At 69.8% G+C, this 23,691-nt stretch carries 24 protein-coding genes and 1 other RNA gene; 10 read left to right on the top strand and 15 right to left on the bottom strand.

The window, feature by feature from the left end:
• Positions 1–91 precede the first annotated feature (91 nt).
• The gene (miaA, locus tag CS1GBM4_RS13945) at positions 92–1,060 is read right to left on the bottom strand and encodes a tRNA (adenosine(37)-N6)-dimethylallyltransferase MiaA (protein ID WP_186419335.1); all 969 of its coding nucleotides are present in this window, start codon (positions 1,058–1,060) and stop codon (positions 92–94) included.
• Between miaA and serB the strand changes: the two genes are divergently transcribed.
• Entirely contained in the window at positions 1,028–1,918 is an 891-nt protein-coding gene (gene serB / locus CS1GBM4_RS13950) for a phosphoserine phosphatase SerB (protein ID WP_186419336.1), read from the top strand. The two genes, miaA and serB, sit on opposite strands and share 33 nt — an antisense overlap.
• Positions 1,919–1,924: 6 nt before the next feature.
• Here serB and CS1GBM4_RS13955 read toward each other — a convergent pair whose 3' ends face one another.
• From CS1GBM4_RS13955 to CS1GBM4_RS13990, 8 genes are all read right to left on the bottom strand, one after another.
• Positions 1,925–2,266 carry a DHCW motif cupin fold protein gene (locus CS1GBM4_RS13955; RefSeq protein ID WP_186419337.1) on the bottom strand — a complete coding sequence of 114 codons (342 nt, stop codon included), beginning with the start codon at positions 2,264–2,266 and terminating at the stop codon, positions 1,925–1,927.
• A gap of 146 nt (positions 2,267–2,412) precedes the next feature.
• Positions 2,413–3,930: a DegQ family serine endoprotease gene (locus tag CS1GBM4_RS13960; RefSeq protein ID WP_186419338.1), complete on the bottom strand. Its 1,518-nt coding sequence runs from the start codon at positions 3,928–3,930 to the stop codon at positions 2,413–2,415.
• 147 nt (positions 3,931–4,077) lie between these two features.
• Positions 4,078–4,263: a DUF2065 domain-containing protein gene (locus tag CS1GBM4_RS13965; RefSeq protein WP_186419339.1), complete on the bottom strand. Its 186-nt coding sequence runs from the start codon at positions 4,261–4,263 to the stop codon at positions 4,078–4,080.
• Positions 4,264–4,284: 21 nt separating this feature from the next.
• Entirely contained in the window at positions 4,285–5,211 is a 927-nt protein-coding gene (locus CS1GBM4_RS13970; RefSeq protein WP_186419340.1) for a protease modulator HflC, read from the bottom strand.
• Positions 5,208–6,377: an FtsH protease activity modulator HflK gene (hflK, locus tag CS1GBM4_RS13975; protein WP_186419341.1), complete on the bottom strand. Its 1,170-nt coding sequence runs from the start codon at positions 6,375–6,377 to the stop codon at positions 5,208–5,210. Before hflK ends, CS1GBM4_RS13970 begins: the two co-directional genes overlap by 4 nt.
• 168 nt (positions 6,378–6,545) lie before the next feature.
• Positions 6,546–7,061 carry a dihydrofolate reductase gene (locus tag CS1GBM4_RS13980; RefSeq protein WP_186419342.1) on the bottom strand — a complete coding sequence of 172 codons (516 nt, stop codon included), beginning with the start codon at positions 7,059–7,061 and terminating at the stop codon, positions 6,546–6,548.
• Between the two features lie 4 nt (positions 7,062–7,065).
• A complete protein-coding gene (locus tag CS1GBM4_RS13985; protein WP_186419343.1) occupies positions 7,066–7,548 on the bottom strand; it encodes a GNAT family N-acetyltransferase in 483 nt (160 codons plus the stop codon).
• Between the two features lie 145 nt (positions 7,549–7,693).
• Positions 7,694–8,596, bottom strand: coding sequence for a thymidylate synthase (locus tag CS1GBM4_RS13990; RefSeq protein ID WP_244607228.1), 903 nt, complete (start codon positions 8,594–8,596; stop codon positions 7,694–7,696).
• 362 nt (positions 8,597–8,958) lie between these two features.
• On the opposite strand from CS1GBM4_RS13990, the gene CS1GBM4_RS13995 reads away from it, so the two are divergent.
• The 6 genes from CS1GBM4_RS13995 (at position 8,959) to CS1GBM4_RS14020 (ending at position 12,442) form a co-directional block, all read left to right on the top strand.
• On the top strand, positions 8,959–9,252 hold the full coding sequence (locus tag CS1GBM4_RS13995; RefSeq protein WP_186419345.1) for a PepSY domain-containing protein: 294 nt from the start codon (positions 8,959–8,961) through the stop codon (positions 9,250–9,252).
• Positions 9,253–9,340: 88 nt separating this feature from the next.
• Positions 9,341–9,701: a transfer-messenger RNA gene (ssrA, locus tag CS1GBM4_RS14000) on the top strand.
• 155 nt (positions 9,702–9,856) lie between these two features.
• Complete coding sequence (locus tag CS1GBM4_RS14005; RefSeq protein ID WP_186419346.1) at positions 9,857–10,453, top strand: ClpXP protease specificity-enhancing factor SspB; 597 nt, start codon at positions 9,857–9,859, stop codon at positions 10,451–10,453.
• 22 nt (positions 10,454–10,475) lie between these two features.
• On the top strand, positions 10,476–11,870 hold the full coding sequence (gene fumC, locus CS1GBM4_RS14010; RefSeq protein ID WP_186419347.1) for a class II fumarate hydratase: 1,395 nt from the start codon (positions 10,476–10,478) through the stop codon (positions 11,868–11,870).
• Positions 11,871–11,997: 127 nt separating this feature from the next.
• A complete protein-coding gene (locus CS1GBM4_RS14015; RefSeq protein ID WP_186419796.1) occupies positions 11,998–12,189 on the top strand; it encodes a DUF4169 family protein in 192 nt (63 codons plus the stop codon).
• A gap of 10 nt (positions 12,190–12,199) precedes the next feature.
• On the top strand, positions 12,200–12,442 hold the full coding sequence (locus CS1GBM4_RS14020; RefSeq protein ID WP_186419348.1) for a ribbon-helix-helix domain-containing protein: 243 nt from the start codon (positions 12,200–12,202) through the stop codon (positions 12,440–12,442).
• Here the strand turns inward: CS1GBM4_RS14020 and CS1GBM4_RS14025 are convergent.
• Positions 12,426–13,334 carry a LysR family transcriptional regulator ArgP gene (locus tag CS1GBM4_RS14025; protein ID WP_186419349.1) on the bottom strand — a complete coding sequence of 303 codons (909 nt, stop codon included), beginning with the start codon at positions 13,332–13,334 and terminating at the stop codon, positions 12,426–12,428. The genes CS1GBM4_RS14020 and CS1GBM4_RS14025 overlap by 17 nt on opposite strands.
• 93 nt (positions 13,335–13,427) lie before the next feature.
• Here CS1GBM4_RS14025 and CS1GBM4_RS14030 point away from each other — a divergent pair, with 93 nt between their 5' ends.
• A complete protein-coding gene (locus tag CS1GBM4_RS14030; protein ID WP_186419350.1) occupies positions 13,428–14,036 on the top strand; it encodes a LysE/ArgO family amino acid transporter in 609 nt (202 codons plus the stop codon).
• Between the two features lie 133 nt (positions 14,037–14,169).
• On the opposite strand, the gene CS1GBM4_RS14035 is transcribed toward CS1GBM4_RS14030, so the two are convergent.
• Positions 14,170–17,811 (bottom strand): AsmA family protein, encoded by a 3,642-nt coding sequence (locus tag CS1GBM4_RS14035; RefSeq protein ID WP_186419351.1) that lies wholly within the window; start codon positions 17,809–17,811, stop codon positions 14,170–14,172.
• A 216-nt stretch (positions 17,812–18,027) separates the two neighbouring features.
• On the bottom strand, positions 18,028–19,467 hold the full coding sequence (locus CS1GBM4_RS14040; RefSeq protein ID WP_244607254.1) for an FAD-linked oxidase C-terminal domain-containing protein: 1,440 nt from the start codon (positions 19,465–19,467) through the stop codon (positions 18,028–18,030).
• Between the two features lie 152 nt (positions 19,468–19,619).
• Between CS1GBM4_RS14040 and CS1GBM4_RS14045 the strand changes: the two genes are divergently transcribed.
• Positions 19,620–20,192, top strand: coding sequence for a thioesterase family protein (locus CS1GBM4_RS14045; RefSeq protein WP_186419353.1), 573 nt, complete (start codon positions 19,620–19,622; stop codon positions 20,190–20,192).
• Between the two features lie 28 nt (positions 20,193–20,220).
• On the opposite strand, the gene CS1GBM4_RS14050 is transcribed toward CS1GBM4_RS14045, so the two are convergent.
• The 3 genes from CS1GBM4_RS14050 to CS1GBM4_RS14060 are packed head-to-tail and all read right to left on the bottom strand — an operon-like array spanning position 20,221 to position 22,982.
• The gene (locus CS1GBM4_RS14050) at positions 20,221–21,024 is read right to left on the bottom strand and encodes an ion channel (protein ID WP_186419354.1); all 804 of its coding nucleotides are present in this window, start codon (positions 21,022–21,024) and stop codon (positions 20,221–20,223) included.
• Between the two features lie 45 nt (positions 21,025–21,069).
• On the bottom strand, positions 21,070–21,687 hold the full coding sequence (locus tag CS1GBM4_RS14055; RefSeq protein ID WP_186419797.1) for a class I SAM-dependent methyltransferase: 618 nt from the start codon (positions 21,685–21,687) through the stop codon (positions 21,070–21,072).
• A 44-nt stretch (positions 21,688–21,731) separates the two neighbouring features.
• The gene (locus CS1GBM4_RS14060) at positions 21,732–22,982 is read right to left on the bottom strand and encodes a DUF3419 family protein (protein ID WP_244607229.1); all 1,251 of its coding nucleotides are present in this window, start codon (positions 22,980–22,982) and stop codon (positions 21,732–21,734) included.
• Positions 22,983–23,202: 220 nt separating this feature from the next.
• Between CS1GBM4_RS14060 and msrB the strand changes: the two genes are divergently transcribed.
• Positions 23,203–23,640 carry a peptide-methionine (R)-S-oxide reductase MsrB gene (gene msrB, locus CS1GBM4_RS14065; RefSeq protein WP_186419798.1) on the top strand — a complete coding sequence of 146 codons (438 nt, stop codon included), beginning with the start codon at positions 23,203–23,205 and terminating at the stop codon, positions 23,638–23,640.
• Positions 23,641–23,691 lie beyond the last annotated feature (51 nt).

Consider the following 23,691-nt stretch of genomic DNA (forward strand, 5'->3'; position numbering starts at 1 on the left):
CGAAGCCCCGGAATGACGGCGCAGCCACGGCAAGGTCGGAGAGACCAAGTGCCCACCCCTCCTAGAGACTGAACAAGAGCGGTCGAACCTTCTACCTGCCCGCGCAGGCCGCGAGCGCCATATCCAGCGCCGCCTCCGGCGCGACAGCCGTCCAGCCTTCCATCTGGTGGCGGAACCAGGTCATCTGCCGCTTGGCATAGGCGCGGGTGTCGGCCTTGCCGCGCGCCACTGCCTCGTCCAGCGAAAGCGCGCCGTCGAGATGGGCGATCAGCCCCGGCACGCCATGGGCGCGCATCACCGGCAGCAGCGGATCGAGCCGCCGCTCGCGCAGGGCCGCGACCTCGGCGAGCGCGCCTTGCGCCATCATGATATCGAAGCGCGCGTCGATCCGGGCGCGCACCAGCTCGCGCTCCGGCGCGAGGAAGAGCTTGAGCAGGTTCTGCCCGGCCAGCGGCCCGGGCCGCCTCGCGCCTTGGAAGCTCGCCAGCGAGCGCCCGGTCGCCTCGAGCACCTCCAGCGCCCGCATCACCCGCAACCGATCGCTCGGCCGCAGGCGCGCCGCCATCTGCGGATCCCGGCCGGCGAGCTCGGCATGCAGGTCGCCGGTCTCGCGCCCCGCCGCCCGGGCCCGGAAATCGGCGCGGACCTCTTCGGGCACCGGCGGGATCTCGGACAGCCCCTCAGTCAGCGCCTTGAAATAGAGCCCGGTGCCGCCGACCAGCACCGGCAGCGCGCCCTGCCCCGCCAAGTGCCGCAGCAATGTCGACACCTCGGCCGCATAGGCCGCGGCCGAATGGTTCACCGCGCCATCGACATGGCCGTAGAGATAATGCGGCACCTCGCCCATCTCCTCCGGCGTCGGCCGCGCGGTGATGATCCGGAGGTCGCGATAGACCTGCATCGAATCGGCATTGACCACGACGCCGCCGAAGCGGCGCGCCAGTTCGACCGCCAGCGCCGACTTGCCGCTCGCGGTCGGACCTGCGATGAGCACCGCGCTGTATCTCACCTGCTGCCCGGCTCCTTCATGACGCTCGTCGCCACCTTCGTCTCCGCCCATGGTCAGGCCCTGCTCGACGATGGCATGCTCGCCCGCCTGCGCGCCGCCGCGCCCGCCCCGGCCCGGCTCGAGCGCCTCGACGGTGCCGTCGCGGCCGACCTCTTCGCGGAAGCGGACGATGCGCGCAAGCTCGAAGCGGTGCTGCGCGATGCGCTGAATGGCGCGCCCGTCGACATCATCGTCCAGCCGGCCGCGAGCCGCCGCAAGCGCCTGTTCCTCGCCGACATGGATTCGACCATGATCGGCCAGGAGTGCATCGACGAGCTCGCCGCCTATGTCGGCCTGAAGGACAAGGTCGCCGGCATCACCGAGCGCGCCATGCGCGGCGAGCTCGAATTCGAGCCGGCCTTGCGCGAGCGCGTCGCCCTGCTGAAGGGGATCGCGCTCGCCGTGGTCGACGAGATCCTCGCCGAGCGCATCACCCTGACCCCCGGCGGCGACGCGCTGGTCCGCACCATGCGCGCCCATGGCGGCTACACGGCGCTGGTCTCGGGCGGCTTCACCGTCTTCACCGGGCCGGTCAGCCGGACGATCGGCTTCGACGAGCACCGCTCCAACACCTTGCTCAGCGATGGCGGCCTGCTCTCCGGCCTGGTCGCCGAGCCGATCCTCGGCAAGCAGGCCAAGCTCGACGCGCTGATCGAATTGCGCGAGCGCTTCGCCCTGCCGCACGAGGCGACGCTCGCCATCGGCGACGGCGCCAACGACCTCGCAATGCTCGCCGAGGCCGGGCTCGGCGTCGCCTTTCGCGCCAAGCCGGCGGTCGCGGCCGCCGCCGATGCCCGCCTCGACCATGCCGACCTCACCGCCCTGCTCTACGCCCAGGGCTATCGCGGCGAGGAGATCGTCAGGGGCTGACCGCTCTCAGTCGACGATGAACAGCCGCGCCCCGTTCGGGGAGCGCGAGCGGTGCGGCTCGGCGTTGTCGGCGACCTGGTAGCTCATACCGGCTCGCAGCAGCATCACCCGGCCGTCGGCCAATGTGGTTTCGAGCTCGCCCTCGAGGCAGAGCAGGATATGCCCCTTCTCGCACCAATGGTCCGAGACATAGCCCGGCGAGTATTCGACCATCCGGACGCGGATCGGATTGTCCGCCGGCCCGAAGCGCCGGGTGCGCCAGGTCGCCTGCCCCTGCTCGCCGGGGAAATATTCAGGCTCGACCGTCGACCAGTCGGTCGTGCCGAAGGGGATGTCGCTCATGCGCATGGACGGTCTCTCTGACGCTGCTCCCGCAACCTTGTCGGAGCGGCGGCCGCGCTTCCAATGCAAAACTCTGATCCCGGCGATCACCGGCTACGAAAAAGGCGGCCCGTGGGCCGCCTTCCGAGAGATCGTCCGGTCGACCGAAGCGGTCAGTTCATCGTCACCGCGACGAAGCGGACCTCACCCTGGCCGTTTGAGATCAGCAGCAGCGCCGACTTCTTGCCCTCCTTCTTGAGGGCGTCGAGGCGCTTGGTGACGTCGTCCGGCGAGTTCACCGGCTCCTGGCCGACCTCGACCACCAGCTCGCCGACCAGGATGCGCTTGTCGGCGGCGTTGGAGTTGCCGTCGACCTTGGTGATGACGACGCCCTTGAGCCCGTCCTTGATCGAGTAGCGCTTGCGCAGCTCCTCGTTCTGGGCGGAGAATTCCAGACCGAGCGCCGAGGCGGTCGCCGGCTTGGCCGTTTCGGCCGAAGGCTTGTTGGCCGAGGCCTGCTGGACCTTCTCGCCATCCTCGAGCCGCCCGAGCTTGACGGTCTTGGTGACCTCCTTGCCCTTGCGGACGACCTGGACCGGCACGTCCTTGCCGACCGGCGTCGCCGCGACGATGCGCGGCAGGTCGCGCGAATCCTTCACCTCCTTACCGTCGAACTTGACGATCACGTCGCCGATCTCGAGGCCCGCCGGCTTGGCCGGCCCCTTCTCGTCGATGCCGGCGACGAGCGCGCCGCGCGCGGTGCCGAGCCCGAGCGCCTCGGCAGCGGCGTCATCGACGTTCTGGATGCGCACGCCGAGCCAGCCGCGGCGGGTCTCGCCGAACTCGCGCAGCTGGTCGACCACGTTGATCGCCAGCGACGACGGCACCGCGAAGCCGATGCCGACCGAGCCGCCAGTCGGCGACAGGATCGCCGTGTTGATGCCGATGACCTCGCCGGCCATGTTGAAGAGCGGGCCGCCGGAATTGCCCTTGTTGATCGCCGCGTCGGTCTGAATGTAGGTGTCGTAGGGCCCCTGGTTGATGTCGCGGTTGCGGGCCGAGACGATGCCCGACGAGACCGAGCCGCCGAGGCCGAACGGATTGCCGATCGCCATCACGGGGTCGCCGATCCGCATCTTGTCGGAATCGCCGAACTTGACCGCGGGCAGCGGCTTGTCGTGCTTCACCCGCAGCAAGGCGAGATCGACCTTGGTGTCCTTGCCGACGACCTCGGCCTTGAGGCGCAGCCCGTCGCTGAACACGACGGTGATCTCGTTGGCGTCGCCGATGACGTGGTTGTTGGTCACCACGAGCCCCGAGGCGTCGATCACGAAGCCCGAGCCGGCCGATTGCGAGCGCCGCTGCTGCGGCGCCTGGCGCTCGCCCTGCTGGCCTTGGCCGCGGCGGTTGAAGAACTCCTCGAACAGGTCGCCGAAGGGCGTGTCGGGGCCGAGCTGGGGCAGCTGCGGCAGGGTGCGGCCGCGGGTGTCGCTGGTCGTCACCGCCGCGATGTTGACCACCGCCGGCATCACCCGCTCGGCGAGGTCCGCCAGCGAAATCTGCCCCTGCACCTGAGGCGTGCCGGCCGTCGCCTGGCCGAAGGCCGGCGCGGCCAGCGGGGCGCCGAAGCCGAACACGGCGACGGCCGCGACCCGCACCAGCCGGGAGGCCTGGGAATGAATGTGAGCCATCGATGTCCTCATGATCATGATGATGTCGCGCATGGACGGCATTGCAGCCCAGCCGGAATCCGAGCGCAACCTAATGAACGCCAAAATGCGGCGGAAGGGCGACGCAAGATCGCGTCATAATGCCGTGATCGCCCGAGAACCGGCGCCTCAGCCCCGAACCAGCCAGACCATGCCGACGCCGACGATCGCCGAGACGATGCCGATCAGGCGCATCCTCTCGGCCGGTGTCTCGGAGGCGCTGCGCAGCGCCTCCTTGGCGAGCTCCGGGATCGACGCGAACAGCAGGCCCTCGATGGCGAAGACCAGGCCGAGCGCCGCGAGGAAATCTGTCATGCGCAGCGCCCGGTCACTGGATCAAGGCCGCGGCGCCGCCGGCGTCGCCGGAGCGGCATCGTTTCCGGCCCCGGGACGACGGCCGGTCGGATCGTTGAAGAAGCGGAAGAACGGCGAATCGGGCGTCAGAAGCATGCGTGTGTCGCCGGCTTTCAGGCTCGCTTCATAGGCCTGCATCGACCGGTAGAAGGCGAAGAACTCCGGATCCTTGCCGAAGCCTTCGGCGAAGATGCGGTTGCGCTCGCCTTCGCCCTGGCCGCGGATCTCGTCGGATTGCCGTTGCGCCTCCGCGACGATGATGGTCGATTCGCGCTCCGCCTTCGCCCGGATCTCCTGCGACTGCTGGCTGCCGAGCGCGCGCGCTTCCGCCGCCTCGCGCTGGCGCTCGGTCTGCATGCGCTGGAACACCGCCTGCGAGTTGGCCGCCGGCAGGTCGACGCGGCGCAGCCTGACGTCGACCACCGTCATGCCGAAGCGGGCGGCCTCGCGGTTCACGTCGTCCCGGATGCGGTTCATCAGCCGCGAGCGATCGGTGCGGACCATCGCGGTGAAGCTCGCCTCGGCCAGGACCGAGCGGACATTGCCGTTGACGATCGAGGCCAGTTGCGAGTTGGCGCGCGGGATGTTGTTGACCGCCTGGAAGAAGCGCAGCGGATCGGAGATGCGATAGCGCGTGAAGGCGTCGACCACGAGCCGCTTCTGGTCGGAGGCGATGATCTCCTGGGCCGGCAGGTCGAGATCGAGGATGCGGTTGTCGAGATAGGTGACCTGCTCGAAGGGCGCCGGCAGCTTGAAGTAGAGGCCGGGCTGGGTCACGACGCTGCGAACCGCGCCGAAGCGGAGCACGATCGCCGACTGGGTCTGCTGGACGACGAAGGTCGCAGCGTAGAACACGATCGCGGCGACGGCGATGACGGCCAGGACGCCGATGCGAAGGAAGCCGTTCATCGCGTCGCCCCCTGCTGAGCCTGGCCCTGGACGGCAGGCCTGCGTGGCTGCTGGCCGAGTTCGCCGAGCGGCAGATAGGGCACGACGCCGCTGCCGGAACCGTTCCGGTCGAGGATGACCTTGTCCATGCCGCCGAAGACGCGCTCCATGGTTTCGAGAAAGAGGCGCTCGCGGGTGATGTCGGGCGCGTTCTTGTACTGCTCGTAGACCGAGTTGAAGCGGCTGATCTGGCCGCGCGCCTCGGCGACGGTCTGGTCTTTGAAGGCCTCGGCCGACTGGACGAGCTGGGCGGCCCGGCCGCGTGCCTCGGGCACGACCTGGTTGGCGTAGGTCTCGGCCTGGTTGCGCAGCCGCTCCTGGTCGGCGCGCGCCGCCTGGACGTCGCGGAAGGCGTCGATGACCTGCTGCGGCGGATCGACCTTCTGCAGCTGCACGAGCCGGATCTGGACGCCGGCCTGGTAGGTGTTGAGCGTATCCTGCATCAGCTGGCGCACTTCGGTCTCGATCGCGGCGCGGTCGGTGGTCAGCACCGGCTGGATGTTGCGCCGGCCGATGACCTCGCGCATCGCGCTCTCTGCCACGGCCTTCACCGTGCCGGGCGGATCCTGGATGTTGAAGACATAGGCTTCCGGCGTGGCCGGATCGATCTGCCACTGCACGATCACGTCGATGTCGACGATGTTCTCGTCGCCGGTCAGCATCAGGCTTTCCTCGCCGACATCGGTCTGGCGCGAGGTGCGGGCCGATTCGACGGTGCGGAAGCCGACCTCGGTGGTGATCACGTTGGTGACCTGCGGCTTGACCACGCTGCCGATCGGATAAGGCAGGTTGTAGTTCAGGCCCTGCCCGGTCTTGCCGACATATTTGCCGAAGATCAGGTTGAGGCCGACCTCGTTCGGCCGCACCGTGTAGAAGCCGGTGGCGAGCCAGAGCAGCACCAGGCCGAGCCCGACGAGCAGGAGTCCGCGCCCGCCAAGATTGCCGCCCGGCATGAAATCCTTGAGCCGGTCCTGGCCGCGCCGGATGATCTCCTCGAGATCGGGCGGCGTGTTGCCGCCGGACGGGCCGCCGCCCCAGGGGCCGCCGCCATTGCCGCCGCCGCGCTGGCCCCAGGGGCCTCCGCCGCCGCTGCCGCCACTCCCGCCGCTCTGGTTACTCCAAGGCATGCCTCAGCCGTTCCTCATTTTTGCTTCGACCGTGCATAGCTGAACGGCAGAACGCTGTCAGCGCCGTCAGGCGCAATGGGCGTTGAATTGGGCATCGGCCACGGATTCGTCAACGACGCAAGCCCCTTTCGTCGTAGACCCTTCGTCGCAGCAACCTTGTCCGGCAGGTCAGGAGATCCGCTCCAGGCTGACGAAGGAGCAGGGATGGTCGTCCTCGGCGCCGGCGGGATGCTCGCTCCGCCCGGCTTCCCGGAAGGCGGCACGATCGAAGGCCGGGAAGAGCGCATCGCCCTCCGGGCGGGCGTGGACGAGGGTCAGCTCCAGCCGGTCGGCGAGCGGCAGGGCCTGGGCGTAGACCTCGCCGCCGCCGGCGACGATCACCGCATGCGCCCCCATGGTCCTGCCGAGCTCCTGCGCCCTGGCGAGCGCCTGGTCGAGCGTCGGCGCGACATGGACGCCGGCCGGCCGGAAACCGGGATCGCGCGAGAGCACCACGGTCTGCCGCCCCGGCAGCGGCTTGCCGATCGACAGGAAGGTCTTGCGCCCCATGACGATCGGGCAGCCCATGGTCAGCTCGCGGAAGCGCCGCAGATCGGTTCGCAGCCGCCAGATCAGCTGGTTGTCGCGGCCGATGACGCCGTTCTCGGCGACCGCCGCGACCACGACGACGGGGAGCTTCGCCATCGGTTCAACTCCCGGCGGCGAGCTTGCGCAGCGCCTCGCCGTCGACCCGCTTCACCGTCCACTCGCTCTGCGCCACCGCGCCGATCGAGCGGTAGAACACGCGCGAGGGCTCGTTCCAGTTCAGCACCCACCAGGCGAAGCGCGACAGGCCCTCGTCGACGCAGCGTTTCGCCAGATGCACCATCAGCCCCTTGCCGATGCCGCGGCCGCGATGCTCGGGGCGGACATAGAGGTCTTCCAGCCAGATGCCGTGCCGGCCGGTGAAGGTGGAATAGGTATAAAACCAGATCGCCACGCCGGCCGGGGCGCCGTCCCATTCGGCGATGTCGCAGAACACCTTGGGCTCGGGGCCGAACAGCGCCGCGGCGATGTCGGCCTCGCCGGCCTCGACCTCGTGCAGCAGCTTCTCGTATTCGGCGAGCTCGCGAACGAAGGCGAGCACGAGCCCGGCCTCGTCGGACCGCGCGGTGCGGATCGTCAATGTCATGCGCATCCCCGAAGCTGGCGGCGCGGCCGGCGGAATCGGCGCGCGCGACGCAGCACGCTTACATCATGACCCGGGCTCGTCCATATCGGCCGGCGCATCCCGGCCGGGCCCCGGGCGCTGCGGCCGAGCCCGGCCGCGGGTCGGCTCAGACCGCGACCTCCGCCTTGATCGCCGCCTGGGGCGAATAGCCTTCGACCTCGAAATCGGCGATCCGGTAGTCGTCGATGCTGGCGGCGCGCCGGACCAGCCGCATGGTCGGGAACGGCCTCGGCTCGCGCCGGAGCTGCTCGTGCGCCTGCTCGAGGTGGTTGCGGTAGAGGTGGATGTCGCCGCCCACCCAGATCAGCTCGCCGGGGCGCAGATCCGCCTGCTGGGCCAGCATGAGCTGCAGCGCGGTCGCGCCGACGAAATTGAAGGGAGCGCCGAGCAGCAGGTCGACCGATCTCTGGAACAGCAGGCAGTTCAGGCGTCCGTCGGAGGTCACATGATATTGATAGACCATGTGGCAGGGCGGCAGCGCCATCGCCCCGAGCTCCGGCACGTTCCAGCCGTGGAAGAGCATCCGGCGGCTCGCAGGATTCGTGCGCAGCGTGTCGATGAGCGTGGCGATCTGATCGTGCTCGCGTCCATCGGCGCCGAGCCAGCGCCGCCATTGCTTGCCATAGACCGGGCCGAGCTCGCCCCAGCGGGCGGCGAAGGCATCGTCCGCGACGATGCGCTGCTCGAAATCCTCCTGGGTGATCGCCTCCCCCGTCTCGCGGCGATAGCGGTCGAGCGGCCAGTCGCTCCAGATGCGCACATTCTCGCGCAGGAGCGGCTGGATATTGGTGCCGCCGGTGAGGAACCAGAGCATCTCCTTGACCGCGGTCTTCCAGTAGACGCGCTTGGTCGTCAGGATCGGGGCGGAGCCCTCCGAAAGATCGAAGCGGACCATCGCACCGAAGATCGAGCGCGTGCCGACGCCGGTGCGGTCGAGCCGCTCGTCGCCTCGCTCCAGCACCTGCGACAGAAGGTCGAGATATTGCTGCTCCGGATGCCTTCGCGTCACACACGGTCTCCAAAAGTCGGTCGCCAGAATCGCAGCGCGTCCGCCTGCGAGCCCCGGCGCGGCGAGGTGATACCGGTTCGAGCCGGACATGCGAATCCGGCAGCCGGCAAGCATAGCGCGACGCCGCCCCGGCCGCCCCTCGTTCGCCGCAACTCTCAACCGCTTTTCGCGCGGCACTCACGAGGATGGCAGAGATTGTGACCGCGCGGGGTGTTGCAATGCCGAAAGTCCGCCCCAATCTGAATGCCTGCTGAACAGAAGGGGCGCTTCGGGCCTGCGCTTGGACATCGGTCGAAGGTGGCTTCCGGTTTCCGGAACGATCCGATGCTTCATCAAAAGCCCGTGCTGATGAGGACCATATCATGAGCAGACTATCGATGCTGGCCGCGCTGCTTCTGGCAGTCGGCCTGGCGGGGCACGCTTCGGCCTCGGCTCGGGCCGAGAGCAAGCCGCCCGCTCCGGTCGCCGCCCTGCCGAAGATCACGGAAGCGCAGGCGCGCTCGATCGCCTTCCGTCATGGGCTCGTCCATGTCGAGGAGATCGCCCTCTCGGATTCGCGCTGGGAGATCGCCGGGCGCGCCCAGGGCGGCGTCGAGGTCACCCTCGACCTCAATGCCTATGACGGCTCCGTGATCGGCGGCGCCGCCGCGCCCTGATACCGCTCGCACGGAAACGGCGCAGGTCGCGGGGCTTCGGCGCGGTTCCGCGCCGCCTCCGCAGAAATTAGCCGGGAAGTCCTCCTGCTCTCTTTCCCCCCGCGCTCTCAGTCCCTATATTCCGCTTGCCGTTCGCAAGAGCGGCTATGGCGATAAACGGACTTCGGAATAAGCCTTTCGGACCCGGGGGCGGTACCCGGCGCCTCCACCCCAGCCCTGCGGCGCGAGCGGCAGGGCTGCGGCGGGGGCGAAATAGGATCGACGAGGGTGTAAAGGTTGTTCTTTCGCTCGGCATGGTTCCGCCGTTATCGGGCCGTTGCATAGTTGCCAACGACAACAATGCTCGGGTTGCCGTCGCCGCGTAAGCGGTGCTGGTTCCCAAACCAAAGCCCTTGCGCTTAGCCGCGTAAGGCGGGGCTCGGAGGCGCCTGGCAACAGAAGCCTCCACTTTTTTGCCTGGGCCTGTGCGGTCGCGAAAGCATTTTCGAGCGGAGCGGACACCGGCTCGCGTGAAGAAAATGAGAGAAAACAAGGAGATGGAGCATTTTCGCGGTTCGAAGCACGCGGAAATGCTCTAGAGGAGCGGAAACGGATTCCCGACCCGATGACCAAGGATATTCTCCGCTACGACCTGATGGTGCAGGACGCGCTCAAGGGCGTGGTCCGCAAGATCCTGGCCGAGGCGGGCCGTGACGGGCTCCCGGGCGACCATCATTTCTACATCACCTTCCGGACCGGCGCCCCGGGCGTGCGGCTCTCGCAGCGCCTGCGCGAGAAACATCCGGACGAGATGACGATCGTGCTCCAGCACCAGTTCTGGGATCTCAACGTCGGCGAGCACGCGTTCGAGGTCGGGCTCTCCTTCTCCGGCGTGCCGGAGCGGCTGCTGATCCCCTATGACGCGATCACCACCTTCTTCGACCCTTCGGTCCAGTTCGGCCTGAAGTTCGAGACGCAGGACGCGCCGGCCGAGGCCCCTGCGGGCGAGGCCACGCTCCCGCCGAAGGCGCCGCGCGGCGCCGCCTCCGAGCCCAGCGTCGCTCCGGCCGCCCCGCTCGCCCTGCCGCCCAAGCCGGCGCAGAAGGCGCTGCCGGCGAGCGAACCGAAGGAAGCCGCCGAGGCCGCCAAGGCCGCGGCCGAAGCCGAGGAGGAAGGCGGCGCCCAGGTCGTCAGCCTCGACGCCTTCCGCAAGAAGACCTGAGACCCGTCCAGAGGCCGCCGCCATGACCGGTTACCGCAGCGAGACCGATTCCTTCGGTCCGATCGATGTCGCCGCCGACCGGTATTGGGCGGCGCAGACGCAGCGCTCGCTGCAGAATTTCAGGATCGGCGGCCCGGCCGAGCGCATGCCGCTGCCGCTGATGCATGCGCTGGTCCTGGTCAAGAAGGCCGCCGCCACCGTCAACGCCCGGCTCGGCCTGCTCGACGGCGAGATCGAGAAGGCCATCCTCCAGGCCGCCGACGAGGCGCTCGCCGGCAGGTTCGACGAGCATTTTCCGCTCGTCGTCTGGCAGACCGGTTCGGGCACCCAGTCGAACATGAACGTCAACGAGGTGCTGGCCAACCGCGCCAACGAGATTCTCGGCGCCGGTCTCGGCAAGAAGAGCCCGGTCCATCCGAACGACCATGTCAACAAGGGGCAGTCCTCCAACGACAGCTTCCCGACCGCGATGCACATCGCCGCCGCGCTCGCCGTCTCGCAGGACTTGCTGCCGGCGCTCGGCCGGCTGGCGGACGCGCTCGCCGCCAAGGCCGACGCCTTCGCCGGCCTCGTCAAGATCGGCCGCACCCATCTCCAGGACGCGACCCCCGTCACGCTGGGGCAGGAATTCTCCGGCTATGTCGCCCAGCTCCGGCTCGGCATCGCCCGGATCGAGCAGACATTGCCCGGCCTCCTGGCGCTCGCCCAGGGCGGCACCGCGGTCGGCACCGGCCTCAACACCCATCCCGATTTCGCCGAGGCCTTCTCGGCCGAGATCGCCAGGCTGACCGGCCTGCCCTTCCGCACCGCCGACAACCTGTTCGAGGCGCTCGCCAGCCATGGCGCGCTCTCCTACAGCCATGGCGCACTGACCGCGCTCGCCATGGATCTGTTCAAGATCGCCAACGACATCCGCCTGATGGGCTCGGGCCCGCGCTCGGGCCTCGGCGAGATCAGCCTGCCGGAGAACGAGCCCGGCTCCTCGATCATGCCCGGCAAGGTCAACCCGACCCAGGCCGAGGCGCTGACCATGGTCGCGACCCGCGTCCACGGCAACCAGGCGACGATCGGCTTCGCCGCCAGCCAGGGCCATTTCGAGCTCAACGTCTTCAAGCCGGTGATCGCCCAGGCCTTTCTGCAATCGGCCAGGCTCCTGGCGGACGCCGCCGACAGTTTCCGCGCCAACTGCGTCGAGGGCATCGAGCCCAATCGCGAGCGGCTCGCCGAACTGCTCCAGCGCTCGCTGATGCTGGTGACGGCCCTCGCCCCCGCGATCGGCTACGACAAGGCCGCCGGCATCGCCAAGGCCGCCCATCACAATGGCACGACCCTGCGCGAGGAAGCGCTCAGGGCCGGCGTCGACGCCGAGCTCTTCGACAAGACCGTCGTCGCCGAAACCATGCTGAGCCCCGGCTGATGGCAAGGGGCATGCAAATGACCCTTGGCAGTCCGCATGTGAACGGCTCACGCCATCGGCCGCAGGTGTGCCATTCACATGGGAGCAACGGCCTGACGCGTCAGCGTCACTGGCCGTTGGCATGATGATGGGGGACATCGTCAATCTCCGCCGCGCCCGCAAGGCCCGCGACCGGGCGAGCGCCGAGGCGCGGGCTGCGCAGAACCGGATCGCCTTCGGCCGGACCAAGGCCGAGCGCAAGCTCGGCGACGCCGAGAAGGCGCTGGCGGAGCGCCGGCTCGAGGGCCATCGCCTGGCCGACGACGAGGACAAGGCGTGAGCGGGACGATATGAGCGGCCTGCGCAAGCGCTCCCTCGCCATCGCCGGCCACCGCACCAGCGTCTCGCTCGAAGAGCCCTTCTGGGAGGCGCTGAAGGAGATCGCGGCCGCCGAGAAGCGCCCGGTCGCCAGCCTGGTGATGGAGGTCGATTCCGGCCGCGGCGAGCTCAACCTCTCCTCGGCGCTGCGCCTGCGCGTGCTGGCGCATTATCGCGGGCGCCCAGAGCCCGCACAGGTCACGCCAGCGGGCTGACCAGCAGGCGCCGCGCCGTCTCGACCACGGCGCGCGTCAGATCGGTCAGCCGCTCGGCCGCGACCCGGTTGACCTGCCAGAACAGCGGCGTGTCGAGCGGCGTTCCGGGCACGAGCTCGCATAGCCGCCCGGCGGCGAGATCCTCCCCGACCAGCAATTCGGGGTTGGCGCACCAGCCCATGCCGAGCAGGCTCGCCTCGACGAAGCCTTGCGTGGAAGGAAGCCAGTGGACCGGATGCTCGGTGCTCTCGCCGAGCGCGACCTGCATCCACTGGCTCTGAAGCCGGTCCTTCTGGTTGAAGATCAGCGAGGGCGCCTCGGCCAGCGCCGCCAGGGTCACGCCACCGGCGAAATGGCGCGCCATGAACTCCGGGCTTGCCGTCGCGCGGTAGCGCAGCGAGCCGAGCGGGATGACCCGGCAGCCCTGGACCGGCTTCGCCAGGGCTGTGACGGCGGCGAGCCCCCGCCCCCGCCTCAGCCATTCGGCCGTGTGCTCCTGATCGTCGACGGCGATGTCGAGCAGATGCGGGCTTCGGTTTGCGAAGGCGGCCACGGCATGCAGGAACCAGGTGCCGAGGCTGTCGGCGTTGGTGGCGACCCGCAGCGTGACGCGCTGCGGCGGCAGGCCGGGTTCCGCGAGCGCAGGCAGGCGCGCCATCAGCTCGCCCTCGAGCAGGCCGACCTGCTCGACATGGCGGCAGAGCCATTCGCCCCGCTCGGTCGCGGTGCAGGGCTGGCCCCTGACGATCAGCACGGCCCCGAGCCGCTCCTCGAGCGCCTTGACGCGCTGCGAGACCGCCGAAGGCGTGACGTTCAGCGCCTGCGCCGCCTTGTCGAAGCTGCCGGTCCGGACCACGAGCGAGACCGCCTGCAGGGCGGGATAGTCGAGCATCGCATTAGCTCTACTTAATCGAAATTATGATGTTTAACTACACTAAATAAGCCTCGACAGCTAGGCGGGACAGGCGAAACAGGACCGCCGCTCATGCCTCTCTCCGTCTATGTCACCGGCTTCACCATGGGTCTCGGCCTGATCGTCGCCATCGGTGCCCAGAACAGCTTCGTGCTGCGGCAGGGGCTGCGCAACGAGCACGTCTTCGCGATCTGCCTCACCTGCGCGCTGTCGGACGCGGTGCTGATCCTCGCCGGCGTGGTCGGGCTACGCCAGGCGACAGCGATGCTGCCCGTGCTCGAGCCGGTCCTGCGCTATGGCGGCGCCGCCTTCCTGGCCTGGTACGGCGCGCGCAGCCTGTTCTCGGCCCTGCGCTCCACCGAGGCGCTCGCGGTCGGCGCCGCCGGCGGCGCGAGCCTCTCGGCCAGCCTGGTCACCTGCGCGGCACTGACCTGGCTCAATCCGCATGTCTATCTCGACACGGTGCTGCTGATCGGCAGCGTCGCCAGCCAGTTCCCGGAGCGGGAGCTGGTCTTCGCCGCCGGCGCCATGACCGCCTCGTTCCTGTTCTTCTTCGGGCTCGGCTATGGCGCGCGCTGGCTGCGCCCCCTTTTCGCCGATCCGAGATCCTGGCGGATCCTCGACGGCGCCGTCGCCGCCACCATGTGGGCGATCGCCTTCAAGCTGCTCCAGGGCGGCTGAACCGCCCACCCTGTGAACCCTCGACGCCTTTACGAGCGCCGCAGTCGCGCGCCACACGAGCGGCCGCCAGGAATCACTCCGTCCCTTCAAAGACTTGGCAGCGCCGCTTGAATCAGTTTGCCAGCGCCTTGAATCAATTCGGCAAGGGCGAGCGCGACAGCGGCCGCGGCACCGGCTGGATGTCGAGCGGTGGCGGCAATGGCGGCGCTTCGCTGCGCGGCCTGCCATATCCCGGTGGGTCGCCCGGCAGATAGGAGGGCGGCGCTCCCTGCAGGATCATCGGCGGAGGCTGTCCTTCGATCGCCGCCTTGATCGCGGCCTGCCTGGCCCGCTCCTCGGCCTCGGCCCTGCGCCGCTCCTCCTCGGCCTTGCGCGCCTCCTCCTGACGCTTCGCGGCCTCGGCCCTGCGCGTCTCTTCGGCCTGTCTCGCTTCCTCCGCCCGCCGCGCGATCTCGGCTTTGCGTGCCTCCTCGGCGAGCCGCGCCTCCTCGGCCCGGCGCGCCTCCTCCGCCCGCTTCTCCTCGGCGATGCGCCGCTCTTCCTCGGCCTTCAGGAACTCCTGCAGCTTGCGCTCGTTCTCGCGCATCTCGCGCTCGGCCCGCAGGCGCCTCGCATGCATCGCCCGCTCGCGCTGGTCCGCCTCGAACGCCTCGACCCGCTCGATCTCGCGCGCCAGCGCCCGCGCCGCCACCACATTGGAGAGCGCACCGACATCGGTCTCGCGCCGCGGCGCGTCGAGCGGCCCGCGCCAGGCGACGCCGACCTGCGGCAACTGCTCCGGCCAGCCTTTCGGCGCCGGGCCGAGCGGGCGCAGGTTCAGGCGCAGATCGACCGTCATCGCCCGCCAGTCGACCAGCCCGGTCGCATCGGCCCTGAGCCCCGCGCGCTCGATGCTGACCGGCGAGACGCGCAACACGCCGGCCGCCTGGGTGAAGGGGATGGTGACGTCGCCGAGCGGCCAGCTCGCCTTCTCCAGCGCCTCGCCGATCCGGTCCTGCAGCCGCTCGGTCTCGCTCTCGGAGGCGTCGTCACCCGTCGCGGCGATGACCCGGGAGATGGCGGCGGGGTCGAAGCGGGTCATGCCGGCTCCCGAGACGCTGATCGAGCCGGCGCCGCCCAGCGCCGCGATCAGGCGCGCCGGGCTCTCGCCCGAGCCGCCGGCCTCGAAGCTGCCCGACAGCCTGCCGGTCAGCGCGCCTCTGGTCAGCATGGCGAGGTCGAGCCCGGCGAGGCCGAGCCTGCCGGTGATCTGCGCGAGCCCGCCTTCGCGGCGGGCGGAAAGCCGGCCGCTGACCTCGCCGCCGGCATGGCTGCCGCGGAGGTGATCGAGCACGAGCCCGTCGGGCCCCGCCGCGAGGTCGAAGCGGGCCCGGGACAGCGCGATCCGGTCGGTCAGCTCGAGCCGGTCGACGCCGAGGGCGAGCCTGATCTCGCCGAGGCCGGCCGGCCCCTGAAAGCGGCTCGGCGACCATTGGCTGCCGGCGACCGGCTGGGCCTGGCCGAGCACGGCGGACAGCACCGGCTGCAAGGCGAAGGAGGGCAGCTCGAGCCGCCCGCCGATGCCGCCCCCGGCCGAGAAGGTCACCGTGCCGCGCGCCGTCTTGCCGCCGGCGTTGACGACGAGATCGTCGAGCCGCGCCTCCTCCCCGAAGGCGACCCGCCCATGCGCGTCGAGCACCCCGTCCGGGACGAGCCGCACCAGCCCCTCCGGCAGGACCTGCCCCGGCCCGTCGGCCTGGACGCTCAGCCGCGCCGCGTCGCCGGCGCCGTCCAGCACCAGCATCAAGCCTTCCCCGCTGAGCGCTCCGGTCGGCCCGGCCGGCCCGAGCCGAAGCGCCAGCTCGCCGGGGCCGCCGCGGGCCGGGCGCGGCAATCCGAAGGCGGCGAAGGCGCGGCGCCGGTCGTCCAGCGAAAGCTTCACATCGCCGCGCCACCGGCCGGCCGCGTCCAGCTTGCCATCGAGCGACAGGCGCCCGGCCTGGGCGGAGCCCTCTGCGGTGGCGCTGGTCTCGCCATTGCGCCCTCGCACCAGCCTGAATCCGGCATCGAGCCCGGCGAGCCCGTCCTCGACCCGGGGCAGCACGCGCCTGGCGGCATCGGGCAGCAGCGGCCCGGCCAGCGCCGTCAGCGCCGCGAAGCGCGGGGCGCGCACCCGCCCGCTGATCTCGCCGCCGCCCGGCAGCAGCGCCCCCTCGCCCTCGACCCTGACGCCGCCGAAGCCGTCGATCGCGAGCCGGTTGAGCCGCCATTCCGACCCTTGTCGCGACAGCGCGAGCCGTGCCGAGCCCGGCGGCGCCGCCAGATAGCGCAGGCCGTTCAGGGTGAGATCGAGCGCGAGGTCGCGCCGGCCGGCGAGCGCGGCCAGGCTGTCGCCCGCCGGCAAGGTCGCGAGATCGAGCCCGTTCAGCGTCAGCCTGGCGTCGAGGCGGCCCGCCGTGATCGCCCCCGAGCCTTCGAGGCGCGGCCCCGAGCCCGCCCGCGCGCTCAGGCGCGTGATCGCGAGCCGGTCATGGCTCCAGTCCAGCGTCGCCGTGCCGTCCAGGCTGCGCAGGGCGGCGAAGCTGTCGGCCAGCCCGGACTCGACGCCCAGCCGCGCCAGCGCCAGCGCCGCCCGGCGCGCATCGGGCGCCCTCGCCTCCACCGTGCCGCGAAAGCCCCGTCCGTCGAGCGCGCCGCGCGCGTCGAGCACCGCATTGGCGATCCTGACCGTGGCGCCGGCCGCCTCGAGCCGGTCCTGCTCGAGCCTGCCGCGCAGGGAGAACCCGCTGAAATCCTCGCCGCGCCAGACGATCTGGTCGAGATCGAGCGAAAGCTCGAGCGGGCCGGGCAGCGCCTGCAGGGCGCGCTGATAGCCCGGCCGCTCGGCGAGCGCATCGGTCAGGGCGTCGGCATCGAGCCGGCGCGCCCTGAGCTGCACGCCGCCGCCGCTGCCCGCCGGGCTGAACCAGCCCTCGCCATCCAGCCGTGCCACGCCGCCGGCGATCTCGATCACGAGGCCGGTGAAATCGAGGCGGCGGCTGCCGCCCTGCACCCGGCCGGCCAGGCTGACGGCTCCGCCGGGCGCGACCGTGAAGCTGCCGTCGAGCCCGGGCTGGAGCCGCCCGTCGGCGCCCCCCAGGACCACCGCGCCGTCGAAGCTGACCTGCACCTGCTCGCCCGTGACCGAGGCCTTGGCCCTCAGCCGGCCGTCGGGCTCGACGGCGCCGGTCGCGAAGCGGACCGACGCGCCCGCGACCTCGCCCTCGACCCGCCACGGCCCGAGCAGGCTCGCGGCCGAGACGTCGACGGACACCGGCGCGAGCGTCTGCGCCGCCTTGCCGGGCTCGCGCCAGGTCACGGCCGCCCGGCGGATGGCGAGGCGATCGATCGCAGCCTCGCCCGGCGGGCCGGCGCCCCGGCGCGCCGGCAGGGCGACCGCCCCGGACTCGTCGGCGACAAGGGCGAGCGTCAGCCCGTCCGCCTCCGCCTCCGTCAGCCTGAACTCGCCGCGCGCCAGCGGCGCCAGCGCCAGCTCGGCCGTCAGGGTCTCGATGGTCGCCGCGCTGGTCTCGCCCTCGCCCGAGCCGAGGCGCACCTGGCCCAGCGTCAGGCGCGGCGACGGCAGGAGCCGCAGCCCGATCGCGCCGGCGATGCGGGTTTCCAGGCCGAGCGCCGCGCCGATGCGCTGCTCGAACTGGGGCCTATACTCGCGCCAGTCGACGAAGCCCGGCCCCAGAAGCGCGGCCAGCAACGCCGCGACCAGCAGCCCGGCCAGGAAGGTCAGGGCCTCACGCACGCTCTTGCATCAATCCTCGAATGTCGACGGCGCGATCATGCACGCAAGTCGCGGCGGGATCACGACATTCTTGCGGACGAAGCCCGCAAGATCACGATGATTTCGGATCGATCCGCTCCAGAATCATTTACGCCATCGATTCCGGGACGTTCGGAGCCGGAGTGACGCGCAACCGGCTCCTATTGTTTCCGCATCCCCTCGAAGCGCCACCGTACGTCACAGGGCGATGATCTTGCCGGGGTTGAGGATGTTCCGCGGGTCGAGCGAGCGCTTGATCAGGCCCATCGTCGCGACCGCCGCCGGACTGTGCTCGATCGTGAGATATTTCATCTTCTTCTGGCCGACGCCGTGCTCGCCCGTGCAGGTTCCGCCCATGGCGAGCGCCCGCTTGACCAGCCGGTCGATGAAGGCCTCGCAGCGCGCGACCTCGTCCGGATCGGCGAGATCGACCAGCGGCTGCGTATGGAAATTGCCGTCGCCGACATGCCCGACGATCGGCGCGACCAGACCGGAAGCCTCGATGTCGCGTTTGGTCTCGTCGACGCAATCCGCCAGCCGGGAGATCGGAACGCAGACATCGGTCGCGACCGATTCGGCGCCGGGCCGGAGCGCGCGCGCCGCCCAGTAGGCGTCATGCCGCGCCTGCCACAGCTTCGAGCGATCTTCCGGCTTGGTCGCCCAGTCGAACGGGCCGCCGCCGAACTCGGCCGCGATCTCGCCGAAGCGCTCGGCCTGCTCCTTCACGCCCTCCTCCGAGCCGTGGAACTCGACGAACAGCATCGTCGTCTCCGGCAGGCCGAGCCTGGAATGCAGGTTGACGCCGCGCATCATCACATCGTCGACCAGCTCGATCCGCGCCACCGGCAGGCCGGACTGGATCGTCATGATCGTCGCATCGCACGCGGCCTTGACCGACGGGAACGGGCAGACGCCGGCCGAGATCGCCTCGGGGATGCCGTGCAGCTTCAGCGTCACCTCGGTGATGATGCCGAGTGTGCCCTCGGAGCCTACGAGGAGGCGGGTGAGATCGTAGCCGGCCGAGGATTTGCGCGCCCGGCTCGCCGTCTTGACGATCGCCCCGTCGGCCATCACCGCGGTGAGCGAGATGACATTGTCCTTCATCGTGCCGTAGCGCACCGCATTGGTGCCGGAAGCGCGCGTCGCCGCCATGCCGCCGAGCGAGGCGTCGGCGCCTGGGTCGATCGGGAAGAACAGCCCCTGGTCGCGCAGATGCTCGTTCAGCTCCTTGCGCGTGACGCCGGCCTCGACCGTGCAGTCGAGATCCTCCGCATGCACGGCGACGACCTGCTTCATCTGGCTCATGTCGATGCAGACGCCGCCATAGGGGGCGTTGACATGGCCCTCCAGCGATGTGCCCGTGCCGAAGGCGATCACCGGAACCCCGTGCGCGGCGCAGAGTTTCACGATCGAAGCCACCTCCTCGGTACTCTGCGGATACACGACCGCGTCCGGCGGCTGGTTGGGGATCCAGGTCAGGGTGTGACCGTGCTGCTGCCGGACCGCGAGGCTGGTGACCAGCCGATTGCCGAACAGCGCCGCCAGTCCCTCGGTGACGGCGGCGATCGCCTGCGGCGATGGCGGCAGCTCTGCAGCGCAAGCAACGGGGGCCTGAAGCACGGAGGCGGGTGAAGGCATTGTCATGGCTGGAGAACTTCGCCTAGTCTGGAATGGTTCGGCCTTGGAGGAGCGGCTTGCGCTTGTTTTCACGCGCCGCGCCCGCGTCGGCAAGAGCCGGCGGCGCAGAGCCGCCTACGCATCGACGACAGACGGAACGAAAGGAGGAGCCGATGCCGGACGAAATTCGCACGCCCGCCTTGTTCTTCGCTCCCTTCGTCTCGTCCCCGATGCGGATCGAGCCGCAATGGATCGACTATAACGGCCATCTCAACATGGCCTATTACCATGTCCTGTTCGATCGCGCGGTGGACGAGGTCTTCTCGCTGGTCGGGCTCAACCAGGACTATGTCGAGTCCCGCAAGGCGTCGTTCTTCGCGGCGGAATGCCATGTGCTGTACAAGCGCGAATTGAACGCGCGTGACCTGGTGCGCGTCACCGCGCAACTGATCGCCTTCGACGACAAGCGCCTGCATTATTATCTCGAGATGCGCCATGCCAGCGAAGGCTGGCTCGCCGCGAGCTCGGAGAACCTCTCCCTGCATGTCGACATGACGACCCGCAGGGTCACGCCCTTCCCGGCCGACATCCTCGCCAACCTCGCGATCATGAAGGCGGCGCATGCGCAGATGCCCCGCCCGGCCACGGTCGGAAGAATGATCGGCATGCCGCAGAAGAGCACGATCAATCTCGGTTCGCAGGCCGAGGAGCGAGAGACGGAACGGGAGACCGAGACGCGGCACTGAGCGCTGGCAGTCCACGTCCTTTCGCAGCTCAGTCGTCCGAATCCGGGATCTTCAGCAGATGGCCGCAGGCCTTGCAGTGCACGGCGTCGGGCTCGTGGCGCTGCAGGGCGCATTGCGGACAGGAGAAGGTCACCTTGTGCGGGCGGAACACCGCCTGCGCCAGCCGCACGAACAGCGAGATGCCGACGATCATCACCGCGATCGAGGTCAGCTTGCCGGCGATGCCCGGCAGGGTGATGTCGCCGAAGCCGGTCGTCGTAACCGTGGTGACGGTGAAGTAGAGCGCCTCGACATAGCCCTCCAGCCCCGGCCGGCTCATGAAGAAGAAGGTGTAGACGAAGCCGGTGACGACGAAGAGGAAGGTCGTGAGGTTGATCAGCGCGCGCGCCACGTCCTCCCAGTCGCGATAGCGCGTCTGCCGCAATTGCGACCAGAGCAAGCCGCGCTGCGACAGCGACCAGAGCCGCAGGATGCGCAGGAAGCCGGAATTCTCCAGCCATTGCGGCGCCAGCAGCGTCGCCAGGATGAAGAGGTCGAGCAGCATGGTCGGCTGGCGCAGCAGCCGCAGCATGTTGGAGGAGGCGAGGAAACGCGCCGCGATCTCCGCGGCGACGACGAGGGCGACGGCATAGTCGAGCCAGAGGAATTCCGGCCGGTCGCGCAGCATCGGCGTCGCCACGAAGAAGCCGATGATCAGCAGGTCGACGATCAGAGTGGCGAGCTGGAACCGCAGTGCCGCCGGGGAGCGGCCGTGATAGAGCTGACGCAGCCGGTCGCGCAGCCCGGGATGTCCATTGTTGCTGCTGTCGTCCGGATCGGCGGCCGCGCTCATGCGTTCGACCTTGCAGTGCCGTGGCCGCAGCGTCCAGCCCCGGGCTCACTCCGGCCTGACCGCCACCGCCCGCACGGAATAGCCGCCATACAGCCGCGTTGTGCCGCCGAGCGCTCCGGCCCCGGCGCAGAGATCGCTCACCACCGCCTCGAGATCCTCGCGCGGCGTGACATGGAACAGCGCCAGCCAGTGGTTCAGCACCACCCTGAATGGGCCGGGCAGATGCGCCTGGTCGCCGAAATCGACGACGTGCAGCGAGCCGCCGGGCGCGACCACACGCAGCGCCTCGGCAAGCGCCTCGCGCCAGGGCGGGATCATCGAGAGCGCATAGGAGATCACCACCCGCTCGAAGCCGGTTCGGCCGAACAGCGCCAGCGGATCGAAACTGGTCGCATCGGCCTGCGCCAGAGTGATGCGCTCGGAGAGCCCGGCCCTCGCCACCTGCCGGCGAGCGGTGCGCAGCATCTCCTCCGAGATGTCGAGCCCATAGCAGCGCGCCTGCGGATAGCGCCTGGCGATCTCGATCAGGTTGCGCCCGGTGCCGCAGCCGATCTCCAGCACCGCGCCGCCGGGCGGCGGCTGCAGACCGGCGATCAGCCCGTCGCGGCCGAGCAGGTAGAATTTGCGGGTGACGTCGTAGATGTGCCGCTGGAAACGGTACATCCGGTCCATCAGACCGGCGGCCTCGGACGGGCCGTGGAGCGCGCTCACGCGGCCGCTCCGCGGACATAGAGGTGGAAGGCGCCGTAGATCGAGGACCGGTCGCGGGCGCCGAGCTCGCGGCTGCGCGCCTCGTCGTAGTGCCATTGCGACAGGATCGCCTCCGGCACCCGTCCGGGCAGCAGCCGTTCGTCGGCGGCTGTGCGGAAGATCACCCGCGCGCCCGGAGCGGCGCTGCGCGTGACCTGAGTCCACAGCGCCGTCAGCTCGGCGTCGTTCATCCAGTCCTGCGCATCGAGCAGCACGAAACCGTCGCAGCTTTCCGCCGGCTGCTGTTCGAGGAAGGCGGTGATCGCGGCCTGATGGTAGGAGACGCGCCCGGCGCGCGCCCGCACCGTCTCGAAATGACCGCGCTCGAGATAGGGCGGCACCGCCGCATCCGGCTCCGGCCCGTAGCCGCGGCCGAAGGCCTGCCAGGCGAAATAGTTCGTCTTCAGATCGAAGCCGCAGGCCAGACGCTCCAGCCGGTGGCGCAGCACGGCGCGGATGCCGGCATCGCCATCTGCGGCGAGCGCCTCGTACTGCGCCGGCGGGATGCCGAGCCCGTAGAGCGAGGCCGGCTGGCGCACCAGCCAGCGCACCAGCCTCTTGTCGAAGACCGGCGCCAGATGCGCCTCGAACAGCGCCCGCTGCTCCTCCATCGTCCTCGCCTGCAGCATGACGCGCGGGTCGCAGCCGAGCCGGCGCGCCAGGAAATGCCCCGTGCCGATGAAGCGGCCGAGCAGGCCGTGGCGATAGAAATTCCGGGCGAAGAGCTCGATCCGGCGCCGGCCGGCGAGGTTGCGCCCGTCCCAATAGGCCCGGCTGACCGCGTCGAGCCGCGGCGCGATCAGGCGGTCATAAATCTCGACATTGGCCTGCGACTGCGCCTGTCCGAAGAAGCGGCGGAAGGTCGCGTGGTCGTCGATCTCGCGAAGGGCCGCGAGCTTGAGATGGCCGAGCGCGATATGGGCGCCGTTGAGATCGATCGCGCTGATCTTCGCCGGGTCGGCGGTGAGATAGGACAGGATGTTGCAGGAGCCGGAGGCGATGGCGACGAGATGGTCGCCCGGCCGCAGCGCCAGCGCCTCCATGTCGACGACCGGGTCTTCCCAGATCTGCGGATAGACCAGCCCGGAGAAGGCGAGCGTGAACATCCGCTCGAGCAGTCCGGCGCGCGTCAGGGGCTTGCTGCGATGGACGGCGGTGGTGAGGCCGAGAGTCGTGGTGCGCTTCGCCGCGCGGATCGTCTGCGTCACGAAGCCCTCGCTGGCGCCCGTTGCGATGGCGAGCCGACTAGAGGAGTCGCGTGACGGTTGGGTGACGTGCCGGGGTGGCGCGGAAGCGGCGGCGGCCGAACGCAAACGTGAAACGGGCTGCGTTTGCGCAAGGCTGACATCGGGGCGACAAATCCCCATATCTCGCCCGACGATCCCGACAAGACAGCGCGGAAAGGAGCCTCGCATGGGCCTGATGGACATGTTCGCCAAAGCTGGCGCCGGCAGCGGAAAGCCGGGGCGCGAATTCCCCTTCCAGCTCAGCGACGCCGAATGGCGCGAGAGGCTGACGCCGGAGCAGTACCAGGTGCTGCGCGGCCACGGCACCGAGCGGGCCGGCTCCTGCGCCCTCAATTTCGAGAAGCGCGCCGGCACCTTCTCCTGCGCCGGCTGCGGCCAGCCCCTGTTCAAATCGCACAAGAAGTTCGAGAGCGGCACCGGCTGGCCGAGCTTCGACCAGCCGCTGGAAGGTGCGGTCGGGACCAGCGAGGACTTCAGCTTCGGCATGCACCGGGTCGAGGTCCATTGTGCCAATTGCGGCGGCCATCTCGGCCATGTCTTCCCGGACGGCCCGCCGCCGACGGGCCTGCGCTACTGCATCAACGGCGTGGCGATGGACTTCGCGCCGGAGGCGGGTTGAGGCCCCCGTCATTCCGGGCTCAGGCCTTCGGCCTGCCCCGGAATGACGGCG

Origin of the sequence: Allobosea sp. CS1GBMeth4 (genome assembly GCF_900185715.1) — a bacterium.
Classification (GTDB): domain Bacteria; phylum Pseudomonadota; class Alphaproteobacteria; order Rhizobiales; family Beijerinckiaceae; genus Allobosea.